The organism is Pimelobacter simplex, assembly GCF_024662235.1.
Taxonomy (GTDB): domain Bacteria; phylum Actinomycetota; class Actinomycetes; order Propionibacteriales; family Nocardioidaceae; genus Nocardioides.
Genome location: NZ_CP096276.1, coordinates 5,500,776 through 5,521,170, shown reverse-complemented (window position 1 = coordinate 5,521,170; position 20,395 = coordinate 5,500,776). Strand labels below are relative to the sequence as shown.

At 73.1% G+C, this 20,395-nt stretch carries 15 protein-coding genes; 4 read left to right on the top strand and 11 right to left on the bottom strand.

The window, feature by feature from the left end; genetic code table 11:
• Window positions 1–5: 5 nt before the first annotated feature.
• The gene (locus tag M0M48_RS27090) at window positions 6–455 is read right to left on the bottom strand and encodes an Lrp/AsnC family transcriptional regulator (protein WP_257753517.1); all 450 of its coding nucleotides are present in this window, start codon (window positions 453–455) and stop codon (window positions 6–8) included.
• 171 nt (window positions 456–626) lie between these two features.
• On the opposite strand from M0M48_RS27090, the gene M0M48_RS27085 reads away from it, so the two are divergent.
• Together M0M48_RS27085 and M0M48_RS27080 are read left to right on the top strand one after the other, a co-directional pair.
• On the top strand, window positions 627–1,715 hold the full coding sequence (locus M0M48_RS27085) for a Leu/Phe/Val dehydrogenase (RefSeq protein ID WP_257753516.1): 1,089 nt from the start codon (window positions 627–629) through the stop codon (window positions 1,713–1,715).
• Window positions 1,712–5,251 carry an indolepyruvate ferredoxin oxidoreductase family protein gene (locus tag M0M48_RS27080; RefSeq protein ID WP_257753515.1) on the top strand — a complete coding sequence of 1,180 codons (3,540 nt, stop codon included), beginning with the start codon at window positions 1,712–1,714 and terminating at the stop codon, window positions 5,249–5,251. Before M0M48_RS27085 ends, M0M48_RS27080 begins: the two co-directional genes overlap by 4 nt.
• Here the strand turns inward: M0M48_RS27080 and M0M48_RS27075 are convergent.
• From M0M48_RS27075 to M0M48_RS27055, 5 genes are all read right to left on the bottom strand, one after another.
• On the bottom strand, window positions 5,194–6,381 hold the full coding sequence (locus M0M48_RS27075; protein WP_257753514.1) for a M20 family metallopeptidase: 1,188 nt from the start codon (window positions 6,379–6,381) through the stop codon (window positions 5,194–5,196). The genes M0M48_RS27080 and M0M48_RS27075 overlap by 58 nt on opposite strands.
• On the bottom strand, window positions 6,378–7,280 hold the full coding sequence (locus M0M48_RS27070) for a DUF1028 domain-containing protein (RefSeq protein ID WP_257753513.1): 903 nt from the start codon (window positions 7,278–7,280) through the stop codon (window positions 6,378–6,380). The genes M0M48_RS27075 and M0M48_RS27070 overlap by 4 nt, the downstream gene beginning before the upstream one ends.
• A gap of 127 nt (window positions 7,281–7,407) precedes the next feature.
• Window positions 7,408–8,403 (bottom strand): LLM class flavin-dependent oxidoreductase, encoded by a 996-nt coding sequence (locus M0M48_RS27065; RefSeq protein ID WP_257753512.1) that lies wholly within the window; start codon window positions 8,401–8,403, stop codon window positions 7,408–7,410.
• 1 nt (window position 8,404) lies between these two features.
• The gene (locus tag M0M48_RS27060; RefSeq protein WP_257753511.1) at window positions 8,405–8,953 is read right to left on the bottom strand and encodes a YybH family protein; all 549 of its coding nucleotides are present in this window, start codon (window positions 8,951–8,953) and stop codon (window positions 8,405–8,407) included.
• 37 nt (window positions 8,954–8,990) lie between these two features.
• Window positions 8,991–9,794: an alpha/beta fold hydrolase gene (locus tag M0M48_RS27055; RefSeq protein WP_257753510.1), complete on the bottom strand. Its 804-nt coding sequence runs from the start codon at window positions 9,792–9,794 to the stop codon at window positions 8,991–8,993.
• A gap of 75 nt (window positions 9,795–9,869) precedes the next feature.
• Here M0M48_RS27055 and M0M48_RS27050 point away from each other — a divergent pair, with 75 nt between their 5' ends.
• On the top strand, window positions 9,870–10,766 hold the full coding sequence (locus tag M0M48_RS27050; RefSeq protein ID WP_257753509.1) for a MerR family transcriptional regulator: 897 nt from the start codon (window positions 9,870–9,872) through the stop codon (window positions 10,764–10,766).
• Here the strand turns inward: M0M48_RS27050 and M0M48_RS31130 are convergent.
• From M0M48_RS31130 to M0M48_RS27030, 4 genes are all read right to left on the bottom strand, one after another.
• Window positions 10,750–10,905, bottom strand: coding sequence for a WhiB family transcriptional regulator (locus M0M48_RS31130; RefSeq protein WP_445323413.1), 156 nt, complete (start codon window positions 10,903–10,905; stop codon window positions 10,750–10,752). The two genes, M0M48_RS27050 and M0M48_RS31130, sit on opposite strands and share 17 nt — an antisense overlap.
• A 125-nt stretch (window positions 10,906–11,030) precedes the next feature.
• Window positions 11,031–12,509 (bottom strand): purine-cytosine permease family protein, encoded by a 1,479-nt coding sequence (locus M0M48_RS27040; protein ID WP_257753508.1) that lies wholly within the window; start codon window positions 12,507–12,509, stop codon window positions 11,031–11,033.
• Between the two features lie 122 nt (window positions 12,510–12,631).
• Window positions 12,632–12,847, bottom strand: a complete 216-nt coding sequence (locus M0M48_RS27035; RefSeq protein WP_257753507.1) for an amphi-Trp domain-containing protein — start codon at window positions 12,845–12,847, stop codon at window positions 12,632–12,634.
• Between the two features lie 4 nt (window positions 12,848–12,851).
• A complete protein-coding gene (locus M0M48_RS27030) occupies window positions 12,852–13,559 on the bottom strand; it encodes a YoaK family protein (RefSeq protein WP_257753506.1) in 708 nt (235 codons plus the stop codon).
• A gap of 73 nt (window positions 13,560–13,632) precedes the next feature.
• On the opposite strand from M0M48_RS27030, the gene M0M48_RS27025 reads away from it, so the two are divergent.
• Complete coding sequence (locus M0M48_RS27025) at window positions 13,633–14,286, top strand: hypothetical protein (RefSeq protein ID WP_257753505.1); 654 nt, start codon at window positions 13,633–13,635, stop codon at window positions 14,284–14,286.
• Between the two features lie 100 nt (window positions 14,287–14,386).
• On the opposite strand, the gene M0M48_RS27020 is transcribed toward M0M48_RS27025, so the two are convergent.
• Window positions 14,387–20,389 carry a DUF7507 domain-containing protein gene (locus M0M48_RS27020; RefSeq protein WP_257753504.1) on the bottom strand — a complete coding sequence of 2,001 codons (6,003 nt, stop codon included), beginning with the start codon at window positions 20,387–20,389 and terminating at the stop codon, window positions 14,387–14,389.
• Window positions 20,390–20,395 lie beyond the last annotated feature (6 nt).

Below are 20,395 nucleotides of genomic sequence, written 5' to 3'. Positions count from 1 at the left end.
TGGGGTCAGCCGAAGCGGGTCCAGCCCTCGAGGATGACGAGGGTCTTGGTGCTGGCGATGGGGCCGCTGGAGCGGAGCTGGCTGACCACGCGGCGCAGGTCCTCGACGCCGTCGACGCGGACCCGGACGAGGGCGTCGGGGTCGCCGGCGAGGGTGAGGACCTCCTCGACCTCGGGGATCTGGGCGACGTACTCCATGATCTGGGCGAGGTCGAGGTCGTCGGCGAACTGGAGCTCGGTGACGGCCTCGATGCCGGTGGCGATCCGGCCGTGGTTGACCTGGACGGTGTAGCGCTCGATGACGCCGACCTTCTCGAGGCGGGCGATGCGGCGCTGGACCGGGGCGACGGTCAGGCCGACGGCGGTGGCGATCTCGCGGAGGGGGCGCCGGGCGTTCTCGCGCAGGAGGTCGAGGATCGCACGGTCGGTCTGGTCGAGGATGGCTTGCTCGCTCACGCAACGAAGCGTACGCCCGACAGTGCCTTTGTTGCGCCTCGGGCGCAGGCGCGGGAGCAGAGGTTGCGGATCGTCGCCAAAGTGCGGGATCGAGGTTGTGACCCGGCGCACCTGGGCGCCAGGCTCGTCCCTGCGACCCGCCCGCACTCCCCCTGCCCCCTGGAGAGCCTGATGACCATCACCGCCCCGTCCCCGTCCGCCGAGCTCGTCTTCGAGCGCACCGACGAGCTGAGCACCGCCGGCCACGAGCAGGTGGTCTTCTGCCGCGACGAGGCGAGCGGTCTGCGGGCGATCATCGCGCTCCACGACACCCGGCTCGGCCCGGCGCTGGGCGGCACCCGGTTCTACCCCTACGCCTCCGAGAGCGCCGCGCTGACCGACGTCCTGCGCCTCTCGCAGGGCATGACCCACAAGGCCGCGGCCGCGGGCATCGCGCTCGGCGGCGGCAAGGCCGTCATCATCGGCGACCCCGCGACGACCAAGACGCCCGACCTGCTGCGGGCCTACGGCCGCTTCGTCGACACGCTGTCCGGGCGCTACTTCACCGCCGCCGACGTCGGTACGACGGCCGAGGACCTCGACGTCGTCGCCACCACCACCTCGTACGTCGTGGGCACCAACAGCGGCTCCGGCGACAGCGGCTTCTCCACCGCCTACGGCGTCTTCTCCGCCATGCGCGCCGCCGCCGAGCACCGCTGGGGCCCCGAGGGCCTGCGCGGGCGCACCGTCGGCGTCGAGGGCATCGGCAAGGTCGGCACCCACCTGGTCTCGCTGCTCCTCGACGCGGGCGCCCGGGTCTCCGTGGCCGACCCGTCGGCCGACTCGGTCGCCCGCCTGGTCGGGCGCCACCCCGAGGTCGCCGTGCTGGCGTCGGTGCGCGACGCGGCGCTCGACGTCTACGCCCCCTGCGCGCTCGGCGCGACCCTGACGCCCGCCTCGGTCGCGGCGCTGCAGGCCGCCGTCGTGTGCGGCGCGGCCAACAACCAGCTGCTCGACTCCTCGGTCGCCGGCCTGCTCCAGGGCCGCGAGATCACCTGGGTCCCCGACTACGTCGCCAACGCCGGCGGCCTGATCCAGGTCGGCGGCGAGATCTGGAAGCGCTCGCCCGAGGAGGTCCGTGCCGAGGTCGGCACGATCGCCGACACGGTCCGCACCATCCTGGACCGCTCGGCGGCCGGCGGCCGGACCCCGCTCGACGTCGCGGCCGAGGTGGTCGCGGAGCGACTGGCAGCGGCCCCGGCGCGGGAGGCGCGGGGATGACCGAGCTCATCGACCGGCCCACGACGAGCCCCGAGCCCGCGGCGTCGTACGACCTCGCGGACCGGTACCGCCCCGGCGGCCCGCCGATGCTGCTCACCGGCGTCCAGGCGATCGCCCGGCTCCTGGTCGAGCACCGCGCCCTCGACCGGCGCCGCGGCCTGCGCACGGCGTCGTTCATCTCCGGCTACCAGGGCAGCCCGCTCGGCGGTCTCGACAAGATGCTCGGCGAGATGCGCGACGTGCTCGACGAGAACGACATCCGCTTCGTGCCCGGCCTCAACGAGGAGCTCGCGGCCACCTCGATGTGGGGCAGCCAGATCGAGCTCCCGCTCGGCCGGCGCACCCACGACGGCGTGACCGGCTTCTGGTACGGCAAGGGCCCCGGCCTCGACCGCGCCACCGACGCCCTCCGCCACGCCAACATGTACGGCGTCCACCCGCTCGGCGGCGCACTGCTGCTGGTCGGCGACGACCCGGCGTCGAAGTCGTCGACCGTGCCGGCCGTCAGCGAGCGCTCGCTGGCCGCGCTCGGCATCCCGGTGCTCTTCCCGCGCAACGCCGAGGAGATCGTCACCCTCGGCCTGCACGGCATCGAGATGTCGCGGACCTCGGGCTGCGTGGTCGCGCTCAAGATCGTCGCCGACGTCGCCGACGGTGCCTGGGTCGTCGACCCGTCCGTGGGCGACCTCGCGCCGGTCATCCCCTCGATCGAGTGGAACGGCGCCCCCTACACCTACCGCCAGCAGCCCCTCGTGGTCAGCCCGACCGCGATCGTGGCCACCGAGGCCGAGCTCGTCGGCCCCCGCACCGAGCTGGCGCGCGCCTACGCCGCGGCCAACGGGATCGACCGCGTCGAGATCGACCCGCCGCACGCGACGACCGGCTTCGTCGCCACCGGCAGCTGCTACGACTCGATGCGCCAGGCGATGACCGACCTCGGCATCACCGACGAGGCGCTGCACGCGGCCGGCATCCGGGTGCTCCGGCTGGGCCTGATGAGCCCCGTCGAGCCCGGCGTCGTACGACGGTTCGCGGCGGGACTCGACCGCCTCGTGGTGATCGAGGACAAGACGTCCTTCGTCGAGACCCAGATCCGCGACATCCTCTACGGCACGGCCGGTGCACCCCAGGTGCTCGGCAAGAAGGACAGCACCGGCCTCACGCTGGTGCCCGCCGACGGCGAGCTCACCTCGGGTCGCCTGCTGGCGCCGATGCGCCACCTGCTCCAGGGCACCGTGGCGCTCCAGCCGCCGCCGGCCAAGCGGATCCCGCTGCCGCTGCTGTCGACCAGCCGGTCGGCGTACTTCTGCAGCGGCTGCCCGCACAACCGCTCCACCGCGATCCCCGACGGCTCGATGGGCGGCGGCGGCATCGGCTGCCACGCCATGGTCACCGTCTCCGACCGCGACGACAGCGCGGTCACCGGCCTGACCCAGATGGGCGGCGAGGGCGCGCAGTGGATCGGCCAGGCCTGGTTCACCGACGCCGGCCACGTCTTCCAGAACGTCGGCGACGGCACGTTCTTCCACTCCGCCCAGCTCGCCGTCCAGGCCTGCATCGCGGCCGGCGTCAACATCACCTACAAGGTGCTCTACAACGACGTCGTCGCGATGACCGGCGCCCAGGACGCCGAGGGCGCGCTCACCGTCCCCCAGCTCACCCGCAAGCTGCACACCGAGGGCGTGCGCAAGATCGTCGTGTGCGCCGACGAGCCGAGCCGGCACAAGCGCCGCGACCTGGCCCCCGGCACGCTGCTGTGGGACCGCACCCGGCTCGACGAGGCGCAGAAGATGCTGCGCGAGGTCCCCGGCGTCACCGTGCTGATCTACGACCAGCACTGCGCCGCGGACGCCCGCCGCCAGCGCAAGCGGGGCGCCCTGCCCACCCGCACCAAGCGCGTCGTCATCAACGAGGCCGTGTGCGAGGGCTGCGGCGACTGCGGCGTCAAGAGCAACTGCCTCTCGGTGCAGCCCGTCGAGACCGAATACGGCCGCAAGACCCGCATCGAGCAGACCTCCTGCAACACCGACTACAGCTGCCTCGAGGGCGACTGCCCGTCGTTCGTCACGGTCGAGACCGCCCCCCGCCGCCGGCGCAAGGCACCCCAGGCGGGCAAGACCGCCAAGGCCGCCAAGGCCAAGCGCTCGTACCCGACCCCGCCGAGCGCCGCCCCCAGCGTCGCCGAGCAGCGGGTCACCACGACCCAGAACGTCTTCATGGTCGGCATCGGCGGCACCGGCATCGTCACCGTCAACCAGGTGCTCGCCACCGCCGCCCTGCGCGCCGGCTACGGCGTCGAGTCGCTCGACCAGACCGGCCTGAGCCAGAAGGCGGGCCCGGTCACCGGTCACCTGCGGTTCGCCGACGGCGAGCTCGAGCCGGCCAACCGGCTCACCCCGGGCTCGGCCGACTGCTTCCTCGGCTTCGACCTGCTGACCCTCGCCGAGGACCGCAACCTCGCCTACGGCGCGACGGCGCTGACCCGCACGGTGGTCTCGACCAGCCGCACCCCCACGGGCGCCATGGTCTACGACCCGTCGGTGCAGCACCCCGACGACGGCGACCTCCTCACCCGGGTCCGCACGGCGAGCAAGGAGCTCTTCGACTTCGACGCCCTCGAGGCGGCGGACCGGATCTTCGGCAACACGGTCGCGGCCAACTTCCTGCTGGTCGGCGCCGCCTACCAGACCGGTGCGCTGCTGCTGCCGGCCGCGGCGATCGAGGAGGCCATCGAGATCAACGGCACCGCCGTCGCCGCCAACGTCGCCGCCTTCCGCTGGGGACGCGTCGCGGTCACCGACCCGGCCGCCTTCCACGCCGCCAACGCCGCCGGCGCCGCCGCGGCCGCGCCGGTCCCGGCGAGCACGCCGGTCGTGCCCGCGTCGGTCGCCGCCTCGGGCCTGCAGGGCGAGGTCCTGCGGCTGGTCGAGCGCCGCGCCGCGGACCTCGTCGGCTACCAGGACGAGCGGCTCGCCGACGCCTACGTCGACGTGGTCGCCGCGATCGCCCGGGCCGAGCAGGCGGTGACGACGGAGACCCGCTTCAGCGAGGCCGTCGCGCGTCACCTGTTCAAGCTGACCGCCTACAAGGACGAGTACGAGGTCGCCCGGCTGCTCACCGACCCGGCGTTCGTCGCGTCGACCGGTGCGGCGTACCCCGGCGGCACGGTGTCCTTCCAGCTGCACCCGCCGGCGCTGCGCGCCCTGGGCCGCAAGAAGAAGGTCGGCTTCGGCCCGCGCTCGCACGTCACGCTGCGGGCCCTGGCCCGGATGAAGTTCCTGCGCGGCACGGCGGCCGACCCGTTCGGCTACGCCCACGTACGGCGGGTGGAGCGCGACCTGCGCGACCACTACCGCACGCTGGTCGCCGACCTGGCCCGGGAGCTCACGCCCGCCGGGTACGACCGGGCGGTGCGTCTGGCGGAGCTCCCGGACCTGGTCCGCGGCTACGAGGGCGTCAAGCTGCGCAACGTGGAGCGCTACGTGGCCGAGCTGGCCGAGCTGGGCGTGACGCCCCCGGCCGTGAAGCTCGCGTAGGCCCGCGCGAAGGTACGCGCCGCCGCGACCAGCTCGCCGACCTCGACCCACTCGTCGGCCGTGTGGGCCTGACGGATCGAGCCCGGACCGTAGATGACGGTCGGGATGGCGAGCTGGTTGCGGAGGAAGCGCCCGTCGGTGGCGAGCGAGAGCCCCACGAAGTCGTCGGCACCCGTCAGCCCCGCGACGAAGCGGGGGAACGGGTGGTCGGCGGGCACCTCGGAGGGCTCCACCACGACGAGCGTCTCGAGGTCGTAGACCGCGCCGGGGCAGGCCGCGTCGATCACCCGGCGCAGCCCGGCGAGGACGTCGGCGACGCTCTCCCCCGGCGCCGTACGACGGTCGAGCACGAACGTGCACCACGGCGCGATGACATTGCGCGCCACCCCGCCCTCGACCAGCGCGACATTGCACGTCGGCGTACCGACGTAGGGGTGGGCGGCGGCGGAGACGGCGCCGTCGTGCAGGGCGGTGATCATCCGCGCCGCGTCGGCGATCGCCGACCGGGCGGCGCCCGGCTCGGAGCCGTGCCCGGCCTCGCCCTCGACCCGGACCCGCACCTGGACCGTGCCGCGCTCGGCGACGGAGATCGCGAGCTCGGTCGGCTCCGGGACGAGGCAGGCGTCGGCCCGGACCCGGCCGGCGGCGACGAGCGCCTCGGTGCCATGGGCTCCCCCGGTCTCCTCGTCGGCGACGAGGTGCAGCACGATCGTGGCCGGTGGCTCGACGCCCGCGTCCCGGCAGGCGGCGAGACCCTCGATGGCGGCGGCGATCCCGCCCTTCATGTCGGCCGTGCCCCGGCCGTGGAGGCGGGTGCCGACCAGGGTCGGCTCGAACGGCGGGTGGGTCCAGTCCGCCGCGACCACCGGGACGACGTCGATGTGCCCGTTGACCAGGAGGGTCCCCGCCGAGCCGGACCCGGGCCGGTAGGTCGCGAGGACCGACGGGCGCCCGGGGACGGGCTCGACGACCTCGACCGCGCAGCCGAGGCCCTCGAGGACGCCGACCAGGGCCGGGACGACGGAGGTCTCGCGGCCCGGCGGGTTCTGGGTGTCGCACCGGACGAGGGCCTCGGTCAGCGCGACCACGCGCTCCGGGGAGACAGCGGCGGCGGCTGCGTCGGCGCTCACCGGATGTCCGCCGCATCCAGGATGCCGACCTCGACCAGACCGTCGACGAACCCACCCAGTGCGGGGCGCTCGCGGAGCAGGGCGGTCAGGACCTCGCGGCCGAGCGAGGTCCGCCCGGCGCGGAGGGCGACCACCGCACGCCACAGGGCGGCCTCGCGGTTGTCGCCCAGGAGGTCCTCGGCCGCGGCGAGCCTGTGGAGCATCGCGTCGGCCTGAGCCGGGTCGACGGCGGCGCGGGCACCGATCACCAGCGGGGCCGCGAAGAGCGCGGCACCGACGGCTCCGAAGCCCTCGTGGAGCGGCAGCATCCGCTCCAGCTCGGCCACCGGGTCGGGATGGTCGTCGACCCGGAGGTCGGCGTGGACCTCGCGCCACGGCGTCGCCGTACGGCGGCCGCTGACGACGGTGACCACCGCGGACTGCGTGCCGCGGACGTCACCACCGGCGTCCTCGCCCGCACGCAGGGCGGCGACGAGCTGTCGCGCCAGGGACGGGCCGCCGGGTGCTCCGAGCAGCAGCGCCGGCGCGACGTCGGCCGAGGCGAGCATGTTGCCGCCCGCGACGGACGTCGCGTCCGCGGCAGTGCTCACGACCGGGGCGCAGGCGCGCCCGTGGTGGGCGGCACTGCGTCCGGTGGCGTCCATGACCAGCAGCTGCCGGTGCTCGGCGAGCTCGTCGCCGGCGACGAGGAGGCGCACCACCTCGTCCGGCGAGCCGCCCTCGCGGAGCAGGCCGAGGCCCAGGTGCGGCCAGTCGGTGTTCGCGAACGCCTGGCTGACCACGGCGCCGACCCCGGCCTCGGCCCGGCCCACGACCGAGCCGACGCCGAAGAAGTGCGACTGCGAGGCGAAGCCGAGCGAGCCGTCGCGGGGGTCGAACCCGATCACCGAGAACGTCATCGGGCGCCCACCCTCCCGGCTCGCCGGGCCGGGCCCAGCCTCCCGGCCCGCCGGGCCGGGCGCGGCGCGGCCGCCTCCCGGACCCGGAGGCCGACGAGCGCCAGGCTGGCCCCCGGGATGACCCCGGTCATCGCTCGCCCCGGACCCGCGGGAGCAGCTCGGTCGCGAGCCGCGCCACCTCGGCCTCGGCGTCGTCGCCGGGGACCAGGCAGAAGCTGACCGCCGTGGCCCCGGCCTCGCCCAGCCGCCGGATCTTGCGGGCGCAGGTGTCCGGGTCGCCGACGATGGCGAGGTCGTCGATCCAGGCGTCGGGGATCTTGGCGACCGCCTCCTCGAACGGCAAGGTGGCGAGGTGGGCCGCCTCGTCGGCGATCCCGTGCGCCTCGGTCATCGGGTTGCGCGGCCCCGCCAGCAGGTAGATGGCGAACAGCTCGCGCAGCCGCTCCCGGGCCTCCAGCGCGTCGTCGGCCATGCTCACGAAGGTGTAGGCGACGAGGTCGAAGTCCTCCCCCGCCCCGCCCTCGGCGACCGCGGCGGCCGCCCAGCGGACGTACTCCTCACCGGCGAGGACCGAGAGGATCGCGCCGTCGGCGATCCCGCCCGCGGTGCGCAGCGCCTTGGGGCCGCCGACGCCCAGGAAGAGCGCGGGCGGGGTGGCCGGCGCGTGCTCCAGGCGTACGCCGGAGGCGACGAAGTCGTCGTTGGCCGTGGTGAGCTCGCCGCCCTCGAGCAGGAGGCGCAGTGCGCCGAGGGTGTTCTTGAGCGCGGTCAGCGGCTTGGCCGGGCCGATGCCCATCTGCTCCAGCCAGTCCGGGACGCCGACGCCGACACCGGCGGTGAGCCGGCCCGGGTAGATCTCGGCCATCGTCGCGAGCTCCATCGCCAGGAGCGCGGGATGGCGCGAGGTGGTCGGCAGGATGCCGATGCCGACCGGCAGGGTGGTGTGCGCGAGCGCGGCGCCGGCGGTGGCGATGCCGCCGGTGAAGAAGTAGTCCTCGCCGACCCACAGCTCGTCGAAGCCGCCCTGCTCGGCCGCGCGGGCCAGGGCGACGGTCTCGCCCGGGGGCTGCGCGCTGCCGAGGACCAGGCCGATGCGGGGGCCGCGGCTGCTCGTCGTCCTCATCTCAGACCCCCTCGGGGAGCGGGTTCCACGGCACCCAGCCGAGGCCGCGCGACGACGTCGAGCCGCCGAGGCCGGGACGCTCCTCGTCGAGCTCGGGCAGGGCGGTGATCTGGGTGTGCCACATCCGCCACTCGGGCGCGCCGGAGCCGTTGTCGCGGTGGTAGATCTCGGTGGCCCGCCCGACCGTCGCATCGACGTTGTCGGCGGTCCACTCGCCGCCGTCGCGCATCTCGGCCTCGATCGAGAACTCGCAGGCGAGCCAGGCCATGTCGCCCTTGATCTCCAGGCGCATGACCCGGGTGGTCATGCCGCCGGACTGGTCGATGAGGTCGCGGTAGAACTCCCAGAGGGCGACCTTCTCGCGCATGTTGAAGTAGGGGTGCCCGTTGAAGTTGAACATGAGGTACTCCTCGCCGGGCTCCGGGAAGACCTTGCTCATGCGCGGGATGTCCCAGTCCAGGTTGGACTCCCACCACTCCCGGTGCAGGTGCAGGATCTGGTCGATGTCCTCCTGCGGTGCGGTACGGCGGGCGAAGGTCGGTGCGGTCATGCGGGTGGTTCCTCTCTGATGGGGGTGGAGCGGTCGGTCAGCGGCCGGTGACGTGGGCGCGGACCAGGTCCGCGACGTCGCCGGCGGCGCCGTAGAGGGGGAGGTGGCCCTGGCCCGCGAGCACCGCGAGCCGTCCTCCGGTACGCCGGGCGAGCTCGGCCGAGTCCGCGACCGGGCAGCCCTGGTCGTGCTCGCCGACGACGGCGAGCACCGGGCAGGTGATCCGGTCGGCGTGGTCGAGCGCGGCGCTCGCAGCCGCAGCCCGCCAGATCGCGGCGACCTGGGCGCGGACCGCGCCGGGCACGGTGTGCGCGACCGCGTCGGCGGCCTGCTCGGGGGTGAGCCCGGGCTCGCCGGCGACGATCGCGCGGAGCAGCTCGCCCGCGCCGAGGCGGTCGAGCTCGGCGAGGAACTCCGCGGTGTCGGCGGCGCTCGCGGCCCGGCAGGCGCCGCCCACGGTGGTGAGCGTGCGGACCCGGGCCGGGTCCGTCGCGGCGAGGGCGGCGAGCACCGCGGCGCCGACCGAGGCGCCGACGCCGTGGGCGGCGGGCCAGCCGAGCTCGTCGAGCACGTGCCGGCAGGACGCCGTCCAGGTCGCGAGGTCGTAGCCGGCGCGCGGAGCGGAGCGGCCGTGGCCGGGCAGGTCGACGGCGGCGCAGGACCAGTCCGCGGGGAGGCGCGCGACGACCCGGTCCCAGCTCGTCGCCTGCATGTTGGCCGGGTGCACGAGGAGCACCCGGGGGGCCGGCCGACCGGCCGGACCGGCCGCCTCGCGGAGCAGGACGGACACGCCGCCACGCAGCTCGACGCGTCGTGGGAGGACCTCGGCGGGGGTGCGCATGATTCGAGACTCTACATCTTTCTTGTAAGTTTGGTCCATGACGAATCACCAGGAACCGGCCGATAGGGTGGCGCGATGACCGACCCCGCGGAGAGCTGGCGCACGATCGGTGACGTCGCCGCCGAGATCGGCGTGAGCCCCCAGACCCTGCGCGTGTGGGAGAAGCAGGAGCTCCTCGTCCCCGACCGCACCGGCGGCGGCCAGCGGCGCTACGCGCCCGAGCACGTCGCCCGGGCCCGCCAGATCGCCGAGCTCCGGCGCCGGCACGGCTGGAACCCCGCGGCGATCCGGATCTCGCTGCCCGACGACGGCACCACCGACCCGGTCGAGCAGCAGCCCGCCGCGGCACCCCAGCCCGACGGCGCCCGGCTGCGCCGCGCCCGGCTCGCCCGGGGGCTCTCCCTAGCCGCGCTGGCCCGCGAGGCGGAGACCTCGACCGCGCACCTGTCGTCGATCGAGCGCGGCCTCGACCGGCCCTCCACCCAGCTCGTCGCCCGGCTCACCGACGCTCTGGGCATCCCGATGAGCGGCCTGGCGGACTTCCACGCGACCGACGCGACCGTCGTACGCGAGGAGGACCGGGCGCCCGTCGAGCTCGAGAACGGCGCCCACTGGGAGGAGCTCTCGATGCCCGGGCACCAGCTCGAGCCGGCGATGCTCACGATCGCGCCCAGCGGGTCGAGCGGCGGCCCCTACTCCCGGCCGGGCGAGACCTTCGCGCACGTGCTCGAGGGCGAGGTCGAGTTCCGGCTCGGCGGGACCTCCCACGACCACGAGCAGGCGGCCGACACCGCGACCGTCGGGCCCGGCGACTCGATCACGGTGCCGCCCAACATCTTCCTGTCGTGGCGCAACCCCGGCGACGTCCCGGCCCGGTGCCTGTGGATCGAGCTGCTCCCGCCGCACGCGTGGTCCGACCCGATGACCCAGCGCATCGTGCGGGCCGCCTCCGGCGTCACGCCGGTCGGCTGAGCGGCGCCTCGAACAGCTCGCGCGTACGGCGTCCCGCCGTCGCGCGGGCCATCCGGCGGCGCTCCTCGGGCGTGGTGCCACCCCACACCCCGAACTCGGCACCCAGCTCGAGCGCCATCCCCAGGCACTCCTCGCGCACCGGGCAGCGGCGCACACCGTCCGCGCGATCGCCGCCAGGTTGCGCGCGGTGCGCCCCAGGCTGCCGTCGGGGAAGAAGAGCTCGGGGTCCTCCCACAGGCACTCGGCCGCGTCCCACCACACCGCTCAACGCCCCCGGCTCACGCCGAGGTCGCCGTCGAGCTGGTGCCGGCTGCGCGCCACGGCCGCCTCCTCGCGGGCCACGTCGTGGCCGCGGGTGAGCAGCCCGTAGACGAGGCCCGGCACGACGAGGCCGATCACGAAGGCGAGGTCGACCCCGCCCACGTCGTCCAGCAGCGGTCCCTCGATCGTCCCGACCCGCACGAAGGGCGCCAGCGCGAGCAGACCGAGGACGTAGGCGAGGAGCCCGCGCCAGCCCCACAGGCCGTAGATCCCGTCGGGACGGAAGATCTCGGTCACCGCGTAGTGCCCGCGGCGCACGAAGTAGTAGTCGACCAGGTTGACCGCGGTCCACGGCACGAGCACGTAGAGCATGATCGTGACGAAGTCGTTGAAGCTCCCGAGGTACGACGCCGGCAGCCACTGCGCGACCGCGAACACCGCGACGGCGCCGCCCACGATGCCGAGCGCGCGGTTGCGGGCCGAGGCCTGCAGGCTGGGGCGGAACGACTGGACGATGCTCAGCGAGGACAGCATGGCGCCGTACAGGTTGACGCCCATGAGCGCGATCGCGCCGGGGATGAGCACCAGCACCACCGCGAGCTCGCCGAAGCCGTCGAACCACTGGTCGCCGACGTACTGGAGGTTGGTCAGGGCGTCGGGCACCGGCACCGACGCCGCGATGAAGTTGCCCAGCGACATCAGCCACAGCGCGGACAGGCAGGCGCCGAGGTAGGTCCAGCCGATGACCGCGCGCTGCGAGGTGTCGGCCGGCAGGTAGCGCGAGTAGTCGGAGACGTAGACGGCGTACCCGAGCTGGTAGCCGGTCGCCGCCACGAACTGCGCGAGCAGCCCCGCCCACGAGAAGCCGTCGCCCACCGCCGGAGCGGCGGGCGTCAGGTTCGCGAGCGCGAGCACCGTGAGGACGCCGAAGACCGGCACCACGAGGTAGGGCAGCCAGCGGAGCACGACGTGGAGCAGGTCGTAGCCGAAGATCGCGAGACCGGTCGCCAGCCCGACGATGACCACGCTCCAGCCGAGCGTCGTCCAGCCGAGGTACGACGCCAGGACCTGCGACCCGAGCAGCACGCCGAACGAGCTGAACCCGAGGTAGACGCCGATCACCGCGATCATCGGCACGCTCGCGCCGCGCAGGCCGAACTGCGCGCGGGACTGGATCATCTGGGGCAGGCCCATCGTGGGGCCCTGGTTGGCGTGGAACGCCATGAAGCAGGTGCCGAAGAGCACGCCCGCGATCGTCGCGACGAGCGACCAGGCGAGCGAGAGCCCCAGCACCGGACCGACGAAGCCGACGACCATGGTGGTCGGCACGAACTGGCCGGTGAACCAGAAGGGCGCCTGCTGCCAGGCCTTCCCGTGCCGCTCGGACTGCGGCACGTAGTCGATGGACCGGGTCTCCGGCTCCATCCTGCGTCCCGCAGCCGGCCGCGTCGTCCCTGCGTCGATGTCTTCGGTCGCCGCCATCGCTCCACCTCTCGCTCGGCCGTACCGTTCAGCCGTTCGGCGATAACCTACAACCTTCTTGTAACTTTGTCGCCAGGTTCGGGCCGCCGAATTTCCGGCGCCCCGAGGCCTGGCTCAGCCGATCACCAGCTGATCTCGATCTCCAGCTCGTTCTCGTCACCCACCTCGATCTCGACCTTGAGCTCGACCTCGTCCGGCACGCTGACCGTGATCCGGCGGCCGTTCTTGTCGATCTCGAGGGAGTTGTGGCGCGAGAGCGCGTCGGCGATGGCCCGGAGGCGGTCGGCAGCGGCCTCGCGGCTGATGCGCTCGGCGTGGTCGGTCTCGAAGAGGTCCATGGGCTCACCCTCCCACGGGGCTGGTCACCGCGATCCTGCGAGCGCGCAGGGCTCCGGCGAGGGTCGGGACGAGGATCACCAGGCCGGCGACCACCAGCGCGACCCCGAGTCCGGCCTTGAGCAGCGCGGCGCCGACGAGCGCCCCGACCAGGATCAGCGCGACCGCCAGCACCCGCCGCCCCGAGCCCTTGCCGTCGCCGCTGCCGAACACGGAGTCCGAGGCCAGCCCGGTGATCGTCGAGGTGACGACGACCGTCGTGACGTCCTTGACCGCGAGGAAGCGCGCGGTCGCGGCCTGCACCCCCATCGCCGTACCGAGGACGGTGGTGAGCACCACCTGGACCTCACGCCCCGGCTCGTCCCCGACCACCATCAGCACCACCGCGAGCCCGAGGACGACGACGCCCACCGCCGCGAACAGCGCCGTCGTCCGCCCGCTCCAGCCGGCGGCGGCCGCGCGCAGCACCCGGCCGGCCAGCGCCGCCCCGACCATGAAGCCCACCAGGGCGAGCAGCGGGCCGACCACCGGCAGGTCGTCGGCGCCCGCCAGACCCATGCCGAGGATGACGACATTGCCCGTCATGTTGCCGGTGAAGACGCGGTCGAGGCCGAGGTAGCCGACGGCGTCGATGATCCCGGTCGAGAAGGTCAGCACGAGCAGGGCACCGAGGTGGAAGCGCTCGTGGGGGACGGCGGAGAGGCGGGCGATCACCGATCGAGGCTAGCGCCGGGTCTCCGCGTGCCTGAGCCGCGCCCCGGGACGCCCTCGTGGGATGCTCCGCGTCATGAGCGATCGCGTCCCGCTCGGCCGCACGCCCGAGGAACAGGCGGAAGAAGACGCGTTCCTGGCGCTCTACGGAGCGTGGGCTCCCCTGCCGCCCGCCGAGCTGGCCGAGCAGATGCGCGGATTCGACCGCCCCTGGTGGATCGTCGGCGGGTGGGCGATCGAGGCGGCGACCGGCTTCCGCCGCGAGCACGAAGACACCGACATGTCGATCCTCGCGTGCGACGTGCCGGCGTTCGTGGAGTTCATGAGAGGGCGCTGGCACGTGTGGAACAACGTGGGCGGCGTCCTCCACCCGCTCGGAGAGCGCTGGCCGGACGTCGATGAGCCGCGGAGTCAGCTGTGGCTGCGGGCGAGTGCGAAGGATCCGTGGGTCGTCGACATCCCGCTGACCCCCGACGCCGACGGCCTCTGGACGAACAAGGTCCTTGCCGGGCACACGGCTGCCGTCGACGAGGTGACCTGGCGGGCCGAGGACGGCATCCGCTATCTCTCGCCGGAGATCGTGCTCGCCTACAAGGCGCGACTGCGGCGGCCGAAGGACGAGCCTGACTTCGCCGCGACCCTTCCGCTCCTGACGGACGACCGCAGGGAGTGGCTGCGCGACGCCCTGACCTCGGTGGTCCCCGGACACCCCTGGATCGCTCGCCTCTAGACGGTCGGCGGCAGGACGGCGGCCCTCCCGTCGCCGGCCCCGGGACGCCGAGGCCCCCACCGGATGGTTCCGGTGAGGGCCTCGTCCCGACGGCTGGGGATCAGCCGATCGGGGTCGCGATCACGACCTGGTTCTTCGTGTAGTGGAACCGGCCGCTGCTGTAGCGGACCTTGCCCGTGCAGGTCACCAACGTGAGCTGGTGGGCACCGGTGGTCGACACCGGAGCACCGGTGAAGCCCTTGGTCCGCTTCTGCGTGTAGACCTTGGTGATCCGGTACTTCTGCACCTTGCCGTCCGTGCCCCGCACGGTGACGACCTGACCCACCTTGGCCTTGTTCAGCTTCCCGAACGCACCCGGCCGGTCATGACGATCAGAGACGTGACCGGCGATGACGGTCGCACCGACCACCTCACCAGGAGCAGCCGACTGCTGCAGCCAGCCACCACGGCGCACGTTCTCCGGGATCACCATTGACCCCTTGCGCACACCCACCACGTCCAACGGAGCCTTCATCCCGATCGCCGGGATCGACACACTCGCCGGACGCACCTGGCGGCCCGCGACCACCGGACCGGTGAACCCGGTCTCGATCTTGACCTTGCCGACCTCCGCACGGTGCACCAGCGTCGTCTCCGCCGCCAACCCACAGGCATGCGAAGCAGCGTCGTTGCGCCGGTCCTCACTGGTAGCGACCACCCAGGTGTAGTAGCCCGGCTTGCGGACCGTGATCGCCGGCGTACGCACCGTGCCGTTACGCGGCACGAACGCCACCGAACCGACCTTGCGCCCCGGCGTGCACATCCCCGCCGAACGCTTCGCCACCGGCCCGTACAGCGTGGCCGTACCCGACGCGTCACCACCGGTCACGAAACCGCTGATCGTCACCACGTCGTGCAACCGCACCCCGTTCGGGACACCACCCTTGCCGACACTCATCGCGACCTTGGCCGACGACGCCTTCGTGGTCAGCGTCGGCGCACCGATGCTGCCGGTCGGGGTGGTGACGGTGTTGGAGTCGTCCGTGACCGGAGCCGGCTGCTGGCCGCCGCGGACGGGGCCGCGGTAGGTCACCGACGCGGTGTTCTCGATCCCGCCACGCACCACGTCCGCCCGCCTCACCGTGTACGTCGCGGTGAACTCGGTCTCCGCGCCCGGGGCGAGCGTCGCCACCGAGGCCGGCGAGACCGCCGACAGACCCGGCAGGGCGTCCGCGACCGAGACGTCGAACGCCGTGGCACCGCCGTCGTTGCGCACCGTGAAGGTGTAGGTGACGACATCGTCCACGTCGGCCTTGCCGGCCGTGGCCGCGTCCACCGTGATCTCCGCGGACTTCACGACACCCAGGTCCGGGTGGGCCTCGACGGTGTCGACGTCGTCGACGTCCTCGCTGGTCACGGTCGCGCCACCCGGCACCTTCGCCGAGGCGGCCGCGACGTTGTGCACGACGCCGTCGTCGACGTCACCCTGCGTCACCACGTAGGGATCGGCGGTGAACACCACGGTGTCGTCCGGGGCGATGGTCGCGCTGGCCGGCGTGATGCCGGTGACCTCGGGGTCGGTGACCTCGACGTCCGTCGCGGTCACGTTGCCGGTGTTCTCCACCTCGAACGTGTAGGCGATCTCCTCACCCACGTCGGCCTTGCCGTTGCCGTTGGTGTCGTCGAGCACCGACTTCTTGTCCAGCACGATCCCCGGCGCACCGGGCACCAGGTTGGTGCTGGTCGTGTCGGGGACCGAGGTCACCGGGGCGTCGTTCGGCGCCTTCGCGGACGCGGTGGCGGAGTTGTCGATCGAGCCGCCGCGGTCCACGTCGCCCTGGGTCGTCGTGTACGACGCGGTGAACACCGCGTCCGCACCCGGGGCCAGCGTCGCGACGCTCACCGGGCTGACGGCGCTCAGGCCGGGCAGCAGGTCGGTGACCTTCACGCCGCTGAGGGTGACATTGCCGGCGTTGTGCACCGTGAACGTGTAGGCGATCTCCTCGTCCTTGTCCGCGGCACCGTTGCCGTTCGTGTCGTCCAGCACGGCGGTCTTGTCGATCGACAGGTCCGGGTCGGCCGCCACCACGTCGGTGTCGGTCGTGTCCGGCGTCGAGCTCGACGTCGTGCCGTCGGGCGCCTTGCCCTGGGCGACGGCCGAGTTGTGCACCGGCGTACCAGCGTCCACGTCGGCCTGGGTCACCGTGTACGTCGCGGTGAACGTCGTGTCCGCACCCGGCGCCAGCGTGGCGACCTGCAGCGGCGTCGTCGGCGAGAGACCCGGCAGGGCATCGGCGATCGCGACGTTCGTCATCGTCACGTTCCCGGTGTTCTCCACCACGAACGTGTAGGTGATGACGTCGTCCTTGTCCGCCTTGCCGGCCGCGCCGTGATCGGTCGTCAGCGCCGCGGACTTGTCCACCGACAGACCCGGCGCACGGGCCACTGTGTCGGTCGACGTGGTGTCGTCCGGCGAGGTGACCTCGCCACCACCGGGCGCCGTACCGGACGCGGACGCCCGGTTCACGATCGGACCACCACTGTCGACGTCCGCCTGGGTCACCGTGTAGTCACCCGCGGTGAACACCTGCTGACCACCCGGCGCGATCGTCGCCGACGCCGGGCTGATCCCCGAGACCATCGGGTCGTCGACCGCAACACCGCTCACCGTCACGTTGCCGTTGTTGCGCACCGTGAACGAGTAGGCGATCTTCTCGCCCTTGTCGGCCTTGCCGTTGCCGTTCGTGTCGTCGAGCTCGGCCTCCTTGTCCGTCAGCAGGCTCGGCGCCGCCGTCACGACGTTGGTCGACGCGGAGTCGGGCGGCGAGACGACCGCACCGTCGTCCGGGTCCGTCGCCTCGGCGGTCGCGGTGTTGGTGATCGCCGCGCCGTTGTCGACGTCCGCCTGCGTCACCGTGTACGTCGCGGTGAACGTGGTGTCGTCGCCCGGAGCCAGCGTGGCCACGCTCGCCGGCGTGATCGCCGAGAGCCCCGCCTTGGTGTCGTCGATCGACACGTCGGACAGCGGGACGTTGCCGCTGTTGTCGGCGGTGAAGGTGTACGTGATCACGTCCCCCTTGTCGGCCACCCCCGGCGTGCCGTGGTCGGTGGTCAGCGCCGCGGTCTTGGCGAGCGTGAGGCCCGGCTCCCCCGCCGCGCGGATCACGCACACCGCGAGCGGCTCGGCCGGCAGCGTCTCGTTCGAGTCCGCGGCGACCGTGTTGCAGGCGGTCTTGTTGGTCGGCGAGCCCGGCGCCACGGCGGCCACGAGGACCACCTCGGCGGTCGCGCCGGCGGCGAGGTCGCCGTCGACGGTCATCCGGATCGCCTTCTTGCCGGCGGCACCGGCGCCCCAGTCGTCGACCGTGCCGGCCGCACCCGGGTTGACCTGCGGGCGCGCCGGGTTGGTCGAGGCCGAGTAGGCGAGCTGGAGGTTCGGCGAGCTCGAGGCGATCGAGTCGACGAGCAGGTTGAACTGCGAGCCGCGGGCCGGCGGGTTGGCCAGCAGGCCGGTGTCGCCGACGTACGGCAGGACGTCGTACGCGACGACGTCGTGGAGGGTCGTGTTGCCCGCGTTGCGCAGCGTGATCCGGTACTTCACGGTCGACTCCGCGACCGGGATCTCGTGGACCTGCGACGGGTCGGCGACCCACGCGCAACCGTCGGCCGCGCTCTCGTCGGGGATGCACAGCTCCTTGAGGACGCTCAGGCCGTCGGAGGCGCCGACAGCGAGGTTGAAGGTGTTGTTCTGGACCGCGTACTCCTCGGTCGTGTCCCCGTCGGCGTCGACGTCTCCGGAGTCGGCCGCCAGCGCGGTGACCCGGAACTGGTTCGGCCCGGACACGAAGCCCTGGCCGGTCGCGTCGCGCCAGGTGCCGCTCTGGTCACCGGCCCAGACCGCACCGATCGGCTGCACGCCCGGCACCGCCGCGAGGGTCGGCTTGGCCTTGACCGAGAGCGTCGGCCAGTAGTCGTTGGTCGCCGCGCTCAGTGCGACCTGGCTCGGGTACGTCGCCACGGCGACCGAGCGCTGCTCGCCACCGATGGTGACGGTGCGGTAGTCGTACGTGACGCCGGCGGGCGCCGTCGCCGTCGCGCCCGTGCCGTTCGCGGTGAACGACGCCGAGCCCGGGACGACCTCCCACCCGACCGGCGCGACGAAGACCAGCTGCGGCTGGACCGACGTACCGGGCCAGACGTTGGAGGTCAGCGCGCGCATCGAGAAGGTCACCTCGGTGCCCGGCATCGGGTTGCCACCGCCGGCCACGACGGGGGTGCCCACGAAGCCCGGGGTCAGCGTGGCCAGCGGCTGGGTGTAGCGGACCGTGCGCGAGCGCGACTGCTCGACCTTCCGCGTCGGCAGGGGCTGACCCTGCAGGTTGGTGTAGTCGTCCGGGGTGCCGTCGCCGTCGGCGTCGGCCGGGTAGGACATGGAGACGTCGGCGGTGTTGGTGCGCTCCTGGCCGGTCAGCGGGATGGCCCCGTCGTCGATCTTGAAGCGGTAGCCCATCTGCATCGTGGTCGCGGTGTTGTCGCTCGGCAGGATCCGCCCGGCCGGGAGCGGCGCGGTGGTCTTGGCGCTGACGAACCAACGGCCCGGCTGCGCGTCGACGAAGGCGGCGTTGCCCAGCTGGGCGGTGCCGGTCGCTCCGGTGTTGTCGACCCAGTCGACGCTCGCCTCCCAGCCCGCGGGCGCGCCCGAGAACTGGTAGGCGATGATCCGCTGCACCTTGATGTGGTCCTGGTCGAGGTTCGGCTCGTCGATCACGGCCGTGGCGTCGACATTGCCGACGTTGCCGGCCGAGACCCGCCACTCGCGGTTGCCCGTGTCGGCCTCACCCGGAGCCGGGGTGTTGACGGCGAGGATGCCGCCGCCCAGGTCGCCGTCACCCTCGTTGGTGGTGACGCCGTTCGAGACGGTCTTGGCGGTCAGGATCCCGCCGAAGGGGTTGGTGCAGGCGACCTTGGTCGTCAGGTCGCGGTTGAGCGTCCGCTGCGTGCGAGCGCTGTCGAGGTAGTTGACGGTCACCGCGAGGTTCGACGTCACGTCCTTGACGAAGTTGCAGCCGGTCGGGTCCGCCTCGGGGAAGTTGCTGCCCGGGAAGGTCACCTTGACGGTCCGCGGGCCCCAGGTGGCCGCGTCGGCCGGGCCGACCAGGCCGTTGTTGGTCGCGGCGCCGCCGCTGTTGAAGCCGCTCAGGGCCGCGAGACCCCAGCCACCGCGAGCGCCGTACGACGGGGTCGCCGCGGTGCCCTTGGTCCAGGTGACCGTGTGGTTGGCGTTGTCGATGACCCCGTCGTCGCTGGCCTCGTCGATCACGGCCTCGGCCGGGACGGTGTAGACGATCTTGTAGTTGCCCGTGGCGACCAACGACGCGTCACCCGCGACGTTGGAGCCCGGGTTGGTGCGCATGTTGCCGGGGTTGACGGCGATCCGGTACGACTCCTGGACGTCGGTGTCGAAGGTCGGGTTCGAGACACCGAGGCCGGACGTCACCGCCGTCGGGGTGCCGATGTGCCAGGTGACGGCGCTGTTCGAGGTCTTCGGGCCGGTCGCGGAGTCGGAGCTGATCGTCGCGGACATCGGCACCGAGGTGCCCTCGGGGTAGAAGGAGCCGTTCGGGATCTCGCGGTTGCGCGAGGCCTGGTAGCCGTAGGTCACCGAGAAGGTGCCCGACGTACCGGCGGCGAGGTTGCCGAGGTCGACGACCTTGCCGGTCGCGTCGGTGCCGCCGATGGTGCCGCCCGCGCCGGGCTGGACCCACGAGCCGTACATCAGGATGAACTGGCCGGCCGGCAGCAGCCCGTGGGGGTCGGTGGGCGGCGTGGAGAACTGCACCTGGGTGCCGTCGCACGCGGCGGTGGTGCAGGAGTACTGCACCCGGTAGGTGACCTTGTTGTCGTGCGTCCCGTCCTCGATGTCGGTGATGGTCGCGCCGTTGCTCAGGTCGACCGGCGTGATCACGATGTCGAGCACGCCGGACCCCGCGGCCGACGCGGCGGAGGGCCACAGCAGCCCCACGCCTGCGGTGACGACGGCGAGCACCATCGTCACGACGAGCGGGACGCGCGAGCGCGCCGCTGCGCGCCTCGCCGTCCCGCGTTCGGGCACGGACATCTTCATGGCAGG